Origin of the sequence: Achromobacter sp. ACM05 (assembly GCF_019218915.1) — a bacterium.
Classification (GTDB): Bacteria; Pseudomonadota; Gammaproteobacteria; order Burkholderiales; family Burkholderiaceae_B; genus Achromobacter; species Achromobacter animicus.
The window spans coordinates 602,173-614,607 of sequence record NZ_JAHUWQ010000002.1 but is presented as its reverse complement, the minus strand read 5'-3'; the positions used below and the strand labels follow the sequence as shown (position 1 = coordinate 614,607).

Annotated in this window: 12 protein-coding genes; 6 read left to right on the top strand and 6 right to left on the bottom strand. The window is 66.5% G+C overall.

What is annotated here, in order from left to right; translation table 11 throughout:
* The first annotated feature begins 59 nt into the window (after positions 1-59).
* Positions 60-764 (top strand): hypothetical protein, encoded by a 705-nt coding sequence (locus KW836_RS13730; protein WP_218343627.1) that lies wholly within the window; start codon positions 60-62, stop codon positions 762-764.
* Between the two features lie 90 nt (positions 765-854).
* On the opposite strand, the gene KW836_RS13725 is transcribed toward KW836_RS13730, so the two are convergent.
* Entirely contained in the window at positions 855-3,308 is a 2,454-nt protein-coding gene (locus KW836_RS13725) for a mechanosensitive ion channel domain-containing protein (RefSeq protein WP_218343625.1), read from the bottom strand.
* 374 nt (positions 3,309-3,682) lie between these two features.
* On the opposite strand from KW836_RS13725, the gene KW836_RS13720 reads away from it, so the two are divergent.
* A complete protein-coding gene (locus KW836_RS13720; RefSeq protein WP_218343624.1) occupies positions 3,683-4,657 on the top strand; it encodes a tripartite tricarboxylate transporter substrate binding protein in 975 nt (324 codons plus the stop codon).
* 14 nt (positions 4,658-4,671) lie between these two features.
* Here the strand turns inward: KW836_RS13720 and KW836_RS13715 are convergent, their stop codons facing one another.
* Positions 4,672-5,004 (bottom strand): hypothetical protein, encoded by a 333-nt coding sequence (locus KW836_RS13715; protein WP_218343622.1) that lies wholly within the window; start codon positions 5,002-5,004, stop codon positions 4,672-4,674.
* A 100-nt stretch (positions 5,005-5,104) separates the two neighbouring features.
* Positions 5,105-5,719, bottom strand: coding sequence for a TetR/AcrR family transcriptional regulator (locus KW836_RS13710; protein WP_218343621.1), 615 nt, complete (start codon positions 5,717-5,719; stop codon positions 5,105-5,107).
* A gap of 225 nt (positions 5,720-5,944) precedes the next feature.
* Between KW836_RS13710 and KW836_RS13705 the strand changes: the two genes are divergently transcribed.
* Complete coding sequence (locus KW836_RS13705; RefSeq protein WP_191579145.1) at positions 5,945-6,538, top strand: hypothetical protein; 594 nt, start codon at positions 5,945-5,947, stop codon at positions 6,536-6,538.
* An 81-nt stretch (positions 6,539-6,619) separates the two neighbouring features.
* On the opposite strand, the gene KW836_RS13700 is transcribed toward KW836_RS13705, so the two are convergent.
* The 3 genes from KW836_RS13700 to KW836_RS13690 all read right to left on the bottom strand — a co-directional run bounded on the left by KW836_RS13700 (position 6,620) and on the right by KW836_RS13690 (position 9,468).
* Positions 6,620-6,940 (bottom strand): hypothetical protein, encoded by a 321-nt coding sequence (locus KW836_RS13700; protein WP_255595561.1) that lies wholly within the window; start codon positions 6,938-6,940, stop codon positions 6,620-6,622.
* Positions 6,927-7,433, bottom strand: a complete 507-nt coding sequence (locus tag KW836_RS13695) for a DUF523 domain-containing protein (protein WP_218343620.1) — start codon at positions 7,431-7,433, stop codon at positions 6,927-6,929. The genes KW836_RS13700 and KW836_RS13695 overlap by 14 nt, the downstream gene beginning before the upstream one ends.
* 145 nt (positions 7,434-7,578) lie before the next feature.
* The gene (locus KW836_RS13690; protein ID WP_218343619.1) at positions 7,579-9,468 is read right to left on the bottom strand and encodes an NYN domain-containing protein; all 1,890 of its coding nucleotides are present in this window, start codon (positions 9,466-9,468) and stop codon (positions 7,579-7,581) included.
* Between the two features lie 120 nt (positions 9,469-9,588).
* On the opposite strand from KW836_RS13690, the gene KW836_RS13685 reads away from it, so the two are divergent.
* The 3 genes from KW836_RS13685 (at position 9,589) to KW836_RS13675 (ending at position 12,353) form a co-directional block, all read left to right on the top strand.
* A complete protein-coding gene (locus KW836_RS13685; protein ID WP_218343617.1) occupies positions 9,589-10,164 on the top strand; it encodes a GNAT family N-acetyltransferase in 576 nt (191 codons plus the stop codon).
* A 180-nt stretch (positions 10,165-10,344) separates the two neighbouring features.
* Positions 10,345-11,268: a motility protein A gene (locus KW836_RS13680; RefSeq protein WP_218343616.1), complete on the top strand. Its 924-nt coding sequence runs from the start codon at positions 10,345-10,347 to the stop codon at positions 11,266-11,268.
* Positions 11,265-12,353: an OmpA family protein gene (locus tag KW836_RS13675; protein WP_175136723.1), complete on the top strand. Its 1,089-nt coding sequence runs from the start codon at positions 11,265-11,267 to the stop codon at positions 12,351-12,353. Before KW836_RS13680 ends, KW836_RS13675 begins: the two co-directional genes overlap by 4 nt.
* Positions 12,354-12,435: the final 82 nt, after the last annotated feature.

The window sequence follows — 12,435 nt, the reverse complement described above, 5'->3', positions numbered from 1 at the left end:
CGATCCCATGTCGCGCATCTCGGTTACCCTTGCGGACCTTTTCTTTCTACCGAGTCTTCATGAAGTCGCTTCCCCTTGCATTGGCTGCCTTTGCCACCGCCCTGCTGCCCACGCTGGCCCACGCCGCGTACACGCCCACCGAGATCGAACGGGCGGTGCTCGAGTACGGCATACGCGAAGAACATGATGCCTTGCTCCGGGCCGACTGGCGCCTGCTGGGCCGGATGATGGACATATCGCGTGTGGACCCCGCGGATATCTCGGACATGTACGCCAAGGGTCCGACGGACAAGGCGCCGGCCGTGATCGAAGATTCCTTCGTGTTCAAGGCGACGATCGATGCGGCAGCGGCGAAGGCCGGCGTCGTGACGTTCGCCGGCACCCGCGGGGCCACCGTCCGCGCCACGCTGCCGGCAGGCGCGAAGTCCGCCAACGACCTGATGTTGACCTGCGCCAAGCTGGCCTTTGCCGATGGCGTCGCCACGTTCTCGCAGTGCCAGAACTGGACGCCCGTCGCCGAGAAAACCGTTGCGGATTTTCGCGCCGACATCGCCGAATTCCTGCAAGGCAAGCCCGCGAAGAAGTACGTGGCCAAGTTCGTGATCGACTACTTCGTCGTCGCGGGCGACATGCCGGCCAAGGCCGGCTGCCCCGACGACCGCAAGGCCTGCGACGAGGCGATCCGCAAGACCGACATGACGCGCGCGGGCTATCAGGCCGTGACGGAGCGCCTGAACGCGGCGGGCGTGCAGACCGGGCGGTAAGCCTTTCAGGCCATTCCTGCGTGCCCTCCATTGCGGGCGCGCAGGCAGCCGCCACACAGGCGGCGCCCAGCGTCACTAGTCCCGAGGCGTTCAGCTGCGGCCGGGCTCCGTCCTGGCCGCAGCGGCGTTGGCCTGCGTTTCGGCCTGTACTTCGGCCTCCGCCTCGGCCTCGGCCCGAGCCTCCAGCTCATTGCCCAGCACCTCGGCCGAATCCTCGTTGCTGGCTTCCGGCTTCAGGCGGCGGCGCGTATGGCCCGCGGCGCGCGCGCTGTCGCCCTCGTCCGCACGCTCGGCCTGCACGTGCACATTGGCCGCAGGCGCGTAGCCGCGCTTGTCCTGACCGAAGTAGACCACCGTGTGCGGGTACGGCAGCTCGATGCCTGCGGCGTCGAAGTGCTTCTTGAGCAGGCGGTTGTAGCCGCGCTGCACCGCCCACTGCATGCCCGGCGTGGTCTTGATGAGGATGCGGATGGTCACGCCCTTGTCGTTGACCGCCGTGACGCCCGCCACCGTCATGTCTTCCAGGATCTCCGGTCCAAGCACCGAATCGGTCATCAGCTCGGCAAACGCCGCACGCAGATGCTCGATGGCGTCGTCCACGCTTTCGCGGTGGGCAATCGTGTATTCACCCAGGTGATACGAGAAATCGCGCATGTGGTTGGCCACCACGTCCACCGACGAGAACGGCACCAGATGGTAGCCGCCGTCCAGCGTGCGGATGCCGACCGAGCGGATGGTCATCTTCTCGACCGTGCCGAACACGCCGGCCACCTGCACCACGTCGTTCTCGTTCATCCCGTTCTCAAGCTGGATGAAGACGCCGGTGATGATGTCCTGCACCAGCTTCTGCGCACCAAAACCGATGGCCAGACCGACCACGCCAGCACCCGCGATCAGCGGGCCGACGTCGATGCCGATCTGCGACAGCAGCACCATCAGCGTCATCGTCACAATGACGATCAGCGCAGCGTTGCGGAACAGCGCCAGCAGCGTGCGTTCGCGCGCGCTGGGCATGCCACGCTCTTCGCTTTGGCTGAGGCGATGCTCGATGATGCTGGCGATCACCGTCCAGGCCAGCATGGCGATCATCAGGACGATCACGATGTTCAGCACCACCTTGATCGCGGCGGCGCCCGCGTCCGACGCCAGCCAGCGCGACAGGTCAAAGGCCTGCCACGCGTCCAGGATCAGCAGCACGATGATGATGCGGATGATCCAGCCAACCACCTTCAGCGCAGCCGGCACGTACGCGTTGACGCGTGCCTCCAGCAGCGGCAAGCGCCGCCGCAGGTCGTCCGACAGGCGGATCGGCTTGGCCAGCACCGCGTTCAGCAGCAGGATCAGCAGGCTGCCCACGCCGATGACCAGCAGCGTCTGCGCCGTGGCGCGCGCCATGAACGGCAGCGCATCGGTCGGGTCGACCTGGCTGACCACAAGCAGGATCGTGAAATAGAGGATGCCCAGCACGTGCCAGATGCGCGACAGCAGCCGCAGCCGGGATCCCATGAATGTGGCCGCGCCCGCGGCCCGGCGGTCCAGCCGTTCGCGGACCGCCTGCCGGTTATGCCAGATGACGCGTACGGCGTAGATGTACACCGCCAGCATGATGAGCATCGTAGTCAGCCGGCCCAGCGCCGGCGACAGCGCTGCCGCCATCACGGGTCCGACCACCAGCGTGCCGTAACCCGCAGCCGCCACGATGCGCACCAGCCACGCGTTCCAGTACTTCGCCAGTTCGTCCGACATCGGCAACAAGCGCAGATGCGGATGGCGCACGGCGAACACCGTGCGGATCAGCACCTTCACAATCTCCACCGCCACGAAGGCCTGCAGGAACAGCGAGGCCAGTCCATCCAGCGTGCCGCGCCCCGGCGTGCTCCACAGCGCCGCCGCGCCGCCTGCCATGGCGGCCAGCAAGACGACGGCGACGTCGATCGCCAGCGCACCCACGATCGCGCCCGCGCGGCGGGTCAGCACCTTCATGGAAGCCGGCTTGCCCCAGACGGGGACCGACCCGGTTTCGCAACCGTGCTCGGCCACCCAGCGGTCGATCCGCGTATAGATGCGCATGGCGATCATGCGCAGCAGGATGAAGGCGATGATGGTGGCCGCGGCAGCCAGCGCCAGCGGCAGCAACGCGCTGCGCGCCGTGCCGCTGTCCATGCGCAGATTCTGGCCCGAGGCCAGCGCGCGCATGTCGTCAACGCCCTGCCCCATGTCGGCCGCGACCCCGGTCAGGAACTGCTGAACGCCATTGGCCATGCGCTCTTGCAACGTCGGCTCGGCGGGGGTGGCGGGCGTCGGTTTCGCCGTCGCGGTCTTGGCTGGCGTAGCGCCAGCGGCGGCCGGTTTGTCACTGGCCGCCTGCGCGCGCAGCTGGTCGATCAGGGCTTGGCGCGCTTGGGGGTTGTCCAGCAGATCGGCCAGCGCGGCGGGCGTCAACGCCGAGGCCGCGGGGGCCGGCTCAGCCGCCGCCGCGGGGGTCAGCAGCGGAAAAGCTGCCATGGCCGGAGCGTGCCAGAGGATCGATAAACAACTCAACATCGCTGCCAACAGCCAGGCCGCCAGCCAGGGCCTTTCCCGTCTGCGCCGCCAGGAGACGGCGGCATGGTGGCGGGAGTGAAGGGATCGGGATGCTGTCGTTGCGGATCGAACCACTAATAAATCTCCTGTGCGATCAGGGCATGGACGCCATAGGTAAAAAGAGAAGCCGGCGACTGCGGGAGACCGGCTTGGGCAAAGGGCACATGATAAAGCCCCGAGTCTGTCCCCTTTAGCGGTGGCCTCCTCTTATCGCTGGAAGCAATAAACAAGCGGCGATTAATTCGTTGGTCCGGACGGCTTGAGTGTTTAGAGTCCAACGCCGCCATGCCCGCGCCGCATTCCGACAGGCGCGCGCCCAACCACGAGTCCGCTTCATGACCACCCGATTCCAAGCTGCACGCCGCAACACCCTGCTCGCCCTTGCTCTGGCCGTCACCGGCATGGGCGCCGCGCAGGCCGACCAACGCGTCATCCGCATCGTCGTGCCCTACGGCACCGGCGCAGTCCAGGACACCATCGCCCGCGCGATCGGTGACGAACTGGGCCGCGCGCTGGACGCCTCCATCGTGATCGAAAACCGCGCCGGCGCCGGCGGCACCGTGGGCACCGCCCAGGTCGCCCGCGCCAAGCCCGACGGCAACACCCTGGTGCTTGCCGCCGCCAGCCACAACATCGCCGGGTATCTGTATAAGAACCTCAGCTACGACCCCTACAAGGACTTCACGGGTGTCGCCTACATCGGCAACACCGGCTACATCATCCTTGCGTCCGCCTCGCTGAACGCCAAGAACACCGCCGAATTCATCCAGGCCGTCAAAGCCAAACCCGGCGCTTTCGATTACGCGTCGGCCGGCAACGGCAGCGCCTCGCACCTGGGGATGGCGTCGTTCCTGACCGCCGCCGGCGCGCAGATGCAGCACATCCCCATGAAGTCCACCGGCGACGCCGTGACCGAACTGCTGGCCGGCCGCGTTCAGGCCGTCACCGCCGCCACCATCGGCGTGACCGCATACCGCAACGACCCGCGCGTCACGTTCCTGGCCTACACCGGCAAGACCCGTTCACGCTTCGCGCCGGATCTTCCTACCGTCGCCGAAAGCGGCCTGCCCGGCTACGCCTTCGATTCCTGGCTCGGTTTGCTCGCCCCCGCCGGCATCGCCGCGGCCGACCGAGACAAGATCAATACCGCGGTCAACAAGGTGCTGGCCGACCCGAAGGTGCAAGCGCGATTGGCTTCGCTGGGCGTCGAAGCTGAAGCTAAGTCTGCCGCGCAGTTTCAGGCGTTGCTGAAGGCGGATTTTGAAGCGGCAGGAAAGGTGGTGAGCGCTTCCGGGGCGCGGGTGGAGTAGACCCTGATTCTTCGTTAAGCCAAGGTGTCGATCAGGTGTTGATGCGGATCAGCACCCGAAGCCACCGGTCCGGTTTCGGGTCGCACGGGGCACGGCTTTACCGGTTCAAGGGTGTACACGAGCTGTTCCACGACATTGGTCATGGAACAGCGGGCTTCAAAACGTGCCTGTTCGTCCAGATCCCGATAGGCCGAAAAATAGAAGAACGAAATCTTTCGGGTCTTGAATTCGATGCCCAATTCGCTATTGGCCGAATAGTGAAGGCCCCAGTGGGGACAGCTGGGGGTCTGATACTGATTCTTGGGCAAAAACAACCATCCCCCGGACACCGCAGGAAGCGTAGCCACATTTTGTGACGCCTAAGCGATCACATGATGCATCCCACTGCAGGGGGCCGTCGTCCTCACACGCCCGGTTGGCGCCCAGGCGGATGATGCAAAGGACGTTTCAAGCTTCGGGTCGCCGACGCATCCCGTCGAGCAATAAATCCGTAATGAACTCCGCCACCGCCTGCTGCCTTGCCGCGTCGGGCAGCAGCCGAGCGAAACGTTCGATGATGGCAATGAGCGACTGACCGAACCACTCGGGCGAAATCTCCGGGCGGAATAGTCCCGCCTGCTGCTCCGACCGGACGTTCTCGGCGATCAGGATCACCAGCTCGTCTTTCAGCGCCTCGGCCGCCTCGGCCTGGAAGAAGCCGATGCGCGTGAGATTTGGATCTTCCTGCAGGATGGCAAGCAACGTCCCGATACCCTGCCGGATGCGGTTGACCAGCGCTTCGCCCTGCAGGTGGCCCGGCAGGCGGGCCTCGCTGATCGCCCGGCGCAGCCGCTGCGCGAATAGCCCCACCAGCTCGTCGTAGGCCGCTTGCTTGCTGGTGAAGTATTGATAGAACACGGGCTGGGTCACGCCGGCGCGGGCAACGATATCGCTGACGCGGGTGTGCTGGAATCCCCGTTCGGCGAATTCGGCCGCGGCGACTGCCAAAAGTTGTAGCCGTGTGCGCTCTCCCTTGGTGAGACGCCTGTCCTGCGGTGCCGAATCGGGTAGTGCCATGATCATCGCGGAAAAATACTACCTATCCACGCTTTCCGCCACTGCGACAAGCGCAAATTGCCACACTTCGGTCCAGGCGGCGGTTCTTCCTTAGCGTCTTGTCACAGTACTGAAATCAGTTGAAATCCCCGTATCGCTTGAGACACCTAATCCGCGCGCCCCAGCAGTAAAGTACGTCTATCGTCCGGCGGCCGGCACAGTGCCGCCGCCGGATGGCTCAGGAGCAAGATCATGAAGCGGTTTACAGGCCGGGTGGCCATTGCGGCGTTGGCGCTGGCGGTTGCTGGTGCGCCGGCAGTGGCTGGCGGGCGTGGCGGAAATTGGGGCGGCCATGGAGGGGGTTATGGCGGCGGCTATCACCACTATCACGGCGGCGGTGGAAGCAGTTCCAGCGGCTGGTGGATCGGCGGCGCCTTTGCACTGGCGACGGTCGGACTGCTGCTGGCGGCCAATTCGGGGCCGTCCTATGTGCAGACCGGGGTTTACTCATCGGGGGTGGGCTACACGAGCCCGCCGCTGTACGCCGCGCCCGTGTACGGCACGACGGTCTATGAAGCCGCGCCGGTCTACACCGCCCCGGTTTACGAAGCGCCGCCCGTTGCCTATTCCACACCAGTGCCCCAGTACGCGCCCGTACAGTACGAGTCCGCGCCCCCGGTCAATGTCGCCCAGGCGAACGCCACCACCGACTGCCAGCGTTGGGCCATGAACCAGAGCGGTTACGATCCTGCCACCATCACCCAGTGGACCACCCAGATCATGGTGGATACGTATAACCGCGCGCTGGATTCCTGCATGACCAGCCGCGGATATCGCGCCAACTGAGAGGCGTGATCGCGGGTTTCGCCGGCTGACCTCACGCGCCGGCTCGCACGTGCAGCATGCCGGCGCGCCGGCCGCCGCGCTTCAGCGGCGCCAGCCGCGCCAGGCAAATATCACGCCGGCGGCCAGGAGCAGACCGGCCGGCAGCACCCAGACAAAACCTGAGTCCGTATAGACGACCTGTTCAATAGGATCGTAGTAGCGGCCCAACTCGTTGAATTCCCACCGCAGGTACTGCGCGTACCAGGCGTAGAAGCAGACGGCGGACAGGGCCAGGCTTATCAGGGCGGCCACGCGGGCAAACACCACACTGCGATGGGTGCGAACGGCCCCCTTCCAGGCCAGGTAACCGCATCCGGCCACCCCGGCCAACACCATCCAATCGCCGACCTCAGCGAGCATCATCCGCCTCCAGTTCGGCCAGGAATGCCGCCGCGTCGGCCCACTGATGCTCGCTGAAGACGTGCACCCCCGCGCCGCGCAGCAATTGCGCGGTCACGCCCATGCCGGGCTGACGGCGGCCCGCGAAATGGCCGTCGTAGACGTAACTGCTGCCGCAGGACGGACTGCCCTCTTTCAGGACGGCCATACGAATCCCTCGCGCTTGCGCTGCCGCCAGCGCCTCGTGCGCGCCGCGCACGAAAGGCGCCGTCACGTCGTCGCCCGTCACCGCCACGACACGGGCACGGCCCGCCAACACCGAAGCGGCGTTTTCGCCCGGGTCGATCTCCGCCGGGGGCCGCGGGATCGGCATGCCGCCCGCCACCTCGGGACAGACGGCCACGACACGGCCTTCTTCCCGCCAGCGCGCCAGGATGGCATCGCCATGGGGCACGCCGCGTCCGTCGTAACGCACGGGGTTGCCCAGGAGGCAGGAACTGATCAGAACACGATGCATGGGCAGGTGAAATCGGTAGATGAGCGGCCGCGGGCGGCGCGGCCAGGCAGGTCACACCAGCCGGCCCCGCAAGCAAACGGCGCACAAGGCGCCGTCTGAAGCGTTCGTCAGTGCTGCCTGACGGCGGGCCGGGCCGATCGCGACGTCAAGCCGCGTCGGTTTTCTTCGCGGTCTTGCGCGGCGCCGTCTTGCGGGCCGTTGTCTTGCGCGCCGCTGTCTTGCGCGCCGGTTCAGGGGCCGGGGCGGTCTCGGCGGCGGGCGCCGCCAGCGTTTCCGCTTGGGCCGACGGGCTCTCCGATTTGGATGGCGCCTTGGCCGTGGTCTTGCGGGCACTGCGGGCGGGTTTGGCGGCGGACTTGGCGGAAGCAGCGTCGGAAACGGTTTCGGAGGCGGCCCGGGAAGTCACGTCCGACCGGGATCCGGCAGCCGACCGCGTCGCGCCGGCGAAGGGATCTGGCGCCTCGCCCCGGCGTTCGCGTTCGGTGTTGGCCGGCGGCGCAACGAACGTCCACTCGGCCACATTCACCACCGGCGGCGGACCGGAAACCAGCGCCGACTGCGGCGGCGGGGGCACCGGACGCTTGAAGGCAGGTGGAGCCACGTCTTCGCGCTGGCGAGCCGGCGCCTGCCCCTCGGACGAAGCTTGCCCCTCGGACGAAACCTGCGCGCCGGACGAACCCTGACGTTCCGCCTGAGCTCTCGCTTCGGCCGCACCCTGCCCTTCAGAAGCCCCCCGCCCCTCAACCGAACCTCGCGGCTGACCGGCTCCTTCCAACGACTCCGCGTGACTCGACGACCGGGCATCATCACCCGCCCTCGCGCCCCGACCACGGCGGCCCGAGCGACCCTGACGGCCGTTATCCGACTGTCTGCCGCTGCGCGCCTGCGGCGAGCCGCCGGCAGCATCGCCGCCAGCAATCTGACCTGGCGCTTCCGACACGTCCACTACCGTGCCGTCTTCCGTCTGCTGCGGCGCGTCGGGTTGTTTCCACGCATCCGCAGCCTCGGTGAATCCGTCCGGCGCGGCAGTCACGGCATCTTCCCGCTCAGTGCCTTCGCCGTGCGAGCCCGCCGTCCGACCGCCCGCCGTCTTGCGTCCGCCACGCGATTTACGTGTATTCCGGCCGCCAGCGCCCGGCGCGTCAGTGGCATCGGCCACCCCATCTGCCGCACCGCCATGCGCCTCGCCAGCCTGGGCAGAGGATGCCTCGCCCGAGCCATCACGATAGACATACGTACCCGACTTCTCTTCGCGCCCGACCTCCAGGAACCCGCGCGACTGGGCCTCTTCCAGCAGATTGCCGAACGCGCGGAAGCCATAGTAGGACTCGTTGAAATCGGGCTTGCGGCGCTTCAAGGCGTCTTTCAGGGCCGATGCCCAGATCTTGCCGCTGTCGCCACGTTCGGCCATCAGCGCCTCGAACGTTTCGACCACCATCTCGACCGCCCGCGTCTTGCGGGCGTCCTGCTCTTCCTTGCGGCGGCGCTCCTCGTCGGGCGAGCGGCGCTGGGCGCTAACGCCGCGATTGTCGCGGCGCGCCTCGGCGGTGCGCTGGCCTTCGCGGGCCAGATCGTCATAGAAAATGAATTCGTCGCAGTTGGCGATCAGCAGGTCGGACGTGGACTGTTTGACGCCCACGCCGATGACCTTTTTGTTGTTCTCGCGCAGCTTGGACACGAGCGGAGAAAAGTCGGAGTCGCCGCTGATGATGACGAAGGTGTTGACGTGGGACTTGGTGTAGCAAAAGTCCAGCGCGTCCACGACCAGGCGGATGTCCGCCGAATTCTTGCCGGACTGGCGCACGTGCGGGATTTCGATCAGCTCGAAATTGGCCTCGTGCATCGGCGCCTTGAATTCCTTGTACCGCTCCCAGTCGCAATAGGCCTTCTTGACCACGATGCTGCCTTTGAGCAGCAGGCGCTCGAGCACCGGCCGGATGTCGAACTTCTGGAATTTGGTGTCGCGCACACCCAGCGCCACGTTCTCGAAGTCGCAGAAAAGCGCCATGCTGACGTTTTCGTTGGGGTTGTTCATGTTCTCTCCAATGCCGCGGTCGGAAGGCCAGGCCCAGGCAATGCCCGGCCTTACACCGCCAGAATTCGCCCATGATATACATTTCCGCTTGGTCTCCCCCTTCATCCGCCCCGAGCCGCCATGACCGACACCCAGCCGCCGCCCGAACTCGTCACCGACCGACTGGTGCTGCGCCCCCTGTCCTTGGACGACGCCGACGCCATCCAGCGCACGTTTGCCCAATGGGAGGTCGTGCGCTTTCTGGCCGACAAGGTGCCTTGGCCATATCCCGACGATGGCGCGCGCCAATTCCTGCAACACGCCGCCCTGCCCGCCATGCGCCGCGGAACGCAATGGCATTGGTCGGTGCGCACGCGGGCGCAGCCTGACCAGCTGATCGGCGTCGTCAGCCTGATGGACGACGAGCCCGGCAATAACCGCGGATTCTGGCTGGATCCGGCGCATCAAGGGCGGGGTTACATGACCGAAGCCAGCGCGGCCGTCACGGCCTACTGGTTCAACGTGCTGGGCAAACCAGTGCTGCGCGCGCCCAAGGCCATCGCCAACACGGCCTCGAGGCGGATTTCGGAAAGCAGCGGCATGCGGCTGGTGGGCACCGAGGAACGCGGCTTCGTCAGCGGCCGGCATCCCGCCGAGATCTGGGAGATCACCCGCGAGGAATGGTTGGCGCAGCAGGACGCCACGCGGCAAGCCTAGGCCGTCCCCGATTTGCGCCCGCGAATCGTCGGCGCGCCGCCCGCCTGACTGCCCGATTAAGCCGGCGCTTACCGCCTATTTCGCCCCGCTTTCCGGCCAATTGACCGGCGCTTGCGCTGGCTAGAATTCCCGACAATCCGGCATTCCGCGCGTGGGATGCCATGTTTTCGGGCAAGATCCATGAATCCGTCTACCGTCATCGGCGCCGTTGTCGGCCTGCTCACCCTGATCATCGTGGTGGCACTGTCCGCCAACGACACCAGCCTGTACTTCAACCTGCCGGGCCTGGCGATCGTGCTGGGCGGCACCTGCGCCGCGCTGTTCATTGCGTACCCGCTGCAGGAAGTGGTGCGCGTGTTCAAACTGGTGCGCACGGTGTTCCGCAACGACCAGCACGACCAGCAGCGCGACATCGAGGAACTGGTGTCGATGGCGCAGCTCTGGATGAACGCCGACGTCCACAAGGTCGAACACGAGCTCAAGAAGGTCTCGAACCCGTTCCTGCGCACGGGCGTGCAGCTCATCATCGACAACACGCCTGAAGACCAGATCATCGAACTGCTGAAGTGGCGCGTCGCCCGCCTGCGCGCCCGCGAACAGGCCGAGGCCCAGATGTTCCGCGTCATGGCCACCTTTGCGCCCGCCTTCGGGATGCTGGGCACGCTAGTTGGCCTGATCAACCTGATGGCCGTCCTGGGCGATGGCAGCATGCAGACCATCGGCCAACAGCTGGCCATCGGCCTGATGACCACGTTCTACGGCATCCTGCTCGCCAACCTGATCTGCAAGCCGATCGCGCTGAAGCTGGAACGCCGTACGGCGCGTCGCGTGGAATCGATGAACATGGTGCTGCAAGGCATCTCGATGATGTGCGAGAAGCGCGGTCCGGCCATGGTGCGCGAGACCCTGAATTCCTTCGTCATGCACGTCGAAGACGAAATCTACGACGGCGGCGCCGACGCCAAGCCCAAGGCCAAGACGGAAGGCCAGGTCAAGCCCGGTGCAACCGCGCCGGCCGCCGGATCGCCGGCCGCCGGCTCGCCCGCCCGCGCCACCGCCGCCGCCTCCGTCTCCATCGCCCGCCCCGCTTCCGCGCGTCAATGAGCCTGATTTCCCCTTCCCTTGCGCAGCGGATCGAGCAGGCCCGCCAGGCGCAACTGCGCGCGCAGAAGGCGTCGGCCGCGAGCGCCTGGCGCCCTAGCGACAGCGACCGCCAGGACCGCTATGCGCGCTGGCACGTCGAAGACGCCGTCGAGCAGGATTCCGAGAACTGGCTGCTGAGCTATCTGGACCTCATCACGCTGCTGCTCGCGATGCTGGTCGTTATGTTGGCCGTCGCCATGTACGGCGGCGGCTCCGGCAAATCCGGCCAGCCCGTCGAGCTGGTCGGTACGCTGGGCGCCAGCGGCCTGCCCAAGTACGACGGCGAGTATTCGGAATTCGAAACCGTGCAGATCCCGGCAAGCTGGTCAGCGCAGCCCACGCCCGCGCCGGCCCTCGCCGCGGCCGCGCCTGCGCTGGCCGAAGACGAAGTTGTCGTGGCTGACGCCGCCCCGCCGCTGACCGCCCCGTCCAAGGAATCGCTGGGCCTGGCGGACCTGGGCAATTCGGTGGACGTGATCGTCAACGAGCAGTCGGTCAGCTTTCGCATCAGCAACGAACTGCTGTTCGCTTCCGGCCAAGCCACGCTCAGCACCGCGGGCCTGGACGTGATCAAGCGCCTGGCCGGCATCCTCAACAAGAACGACTACCAGGTCTCGGTCGAAGGCCACAGCGATCCCGTGCCGATCCTGACCAAGCAGTTCGCGTCGAACTGGGAGCTGTCCAGCAGCCGTGCCACCAGCGTCTTGCGCGAGCTGGTGCGCGATGGCGTGACGCCGCAGCGGCTGCGCGCGGTGGGCTACGCGGAAACGCGCCCGATCGAGTCCAACGACACGGCCGCCGGCCGCGCGGCAAACCGCCGCGTCGAGCTCATCATGGACATCACGCCGCCGCAGGCCAAGACTGCCGCCGCCCCGCAGGCGCCCGCTTCGGGCAAACCGGCCACCGCGCCGCAAGCGGCCGCCCCCGCGGGCACACCGTCCAAGCCGGCGGCGACCCCGTCCACGGCGAAGGCGGCCACACCTGACGCCAAAGCGCCTGCGAACGCCATGACGGCGCCCGCGCCCGCCACCCCGGCGCAATCCTGATCCGCGATTCCTTCCCTTAAAAAAACCGGCGCAAGCCGGTTTTTTATTGCCCGCTTACCGCACTTTCATGATGTAAAGGACA

Excerpts from the sequence above, each read along its gene's own strand:
- KW836_RS13730 (WP_218343627.1), top strand. The coding sequence starts at position 60 with ATGAAGTCGCTTCCCCTTGCATTGGCTGCCTTTGCCACCGCCCTGCTG.
- KW836_RS13725 (WP_218343625.1), bottom strand. The coding sequence starts at position 3,308 with ATGTTGAGTTGTTTATCGATCCTCTGGCACGCTCCGGCCATGGCAGCT.
- KW836_RS13720 (WP_218343624.1), top strand. The coding sequence starts at position 3,683 with ATGACCACCCGATTCCAAGCTGCACGCCGCAACACCCTGCTCGCCCTT.
- KW836_RS13710 (WP_218343621.1), bottom strand. The coding sequence starts at position 5,719 with ATGATCATGGCACTACCCGATTCGGCACCGCAGGACAGGCGTCTCACC.
- KW836_RS13705 (WP_191579145.1), top strand. The coding sequence starts at position 5,945 with ATGAAGCGGTTTACAGGCCGGGTGGCCATTGCGGCGTTGGCGCTGGCG.
- KW836_RS13700 (WP_255595561.1), bottom strand. The coding sequence starts at position 6,940 with ATGATGCTCGCTGAGGTCGGCGATTGGATGGTGTTGGCCGGGGTGGCC.
- KW836_RS13695 (WP_218343620.1), bottom strand. The coding sequence starts at position 7,433 with ATGCATCGTGTTCTGATCAGTTCCTGCCTCCTGGGCAACCCCGTGCGT.
- KW836_RS13690 (WP_218343619.1), bottom strand. The coding sequence starts at position 9,468 with ATGAACAACCCCAACGAAAACGTCAGCATGGCGCTTTTCTGCGACTTC.
- KW836_RS13685 (WP_218343617.1), top strand. The coding sequence starts at position 9,589 with ATGACCGACACCCAGCCGCCGCCCGAACTCGTCACCGACCGACTGGTG.
- KW836_RS13680 (WP_218343616.1), top strand. The coding sequence starts at position 10,345 with ATGAATCCGTCTACCGTCATCGGCGCCGTTGTCGGCCTGCTCACCCTG.
- KW836_RS13675 (WP_175136723.1), top strand. The coding sequence starts at position 11,265 with ATGAGCCTGATTTCCCCTTCCCTTGCGCAGCGGATCGAGCAGGCCCGC.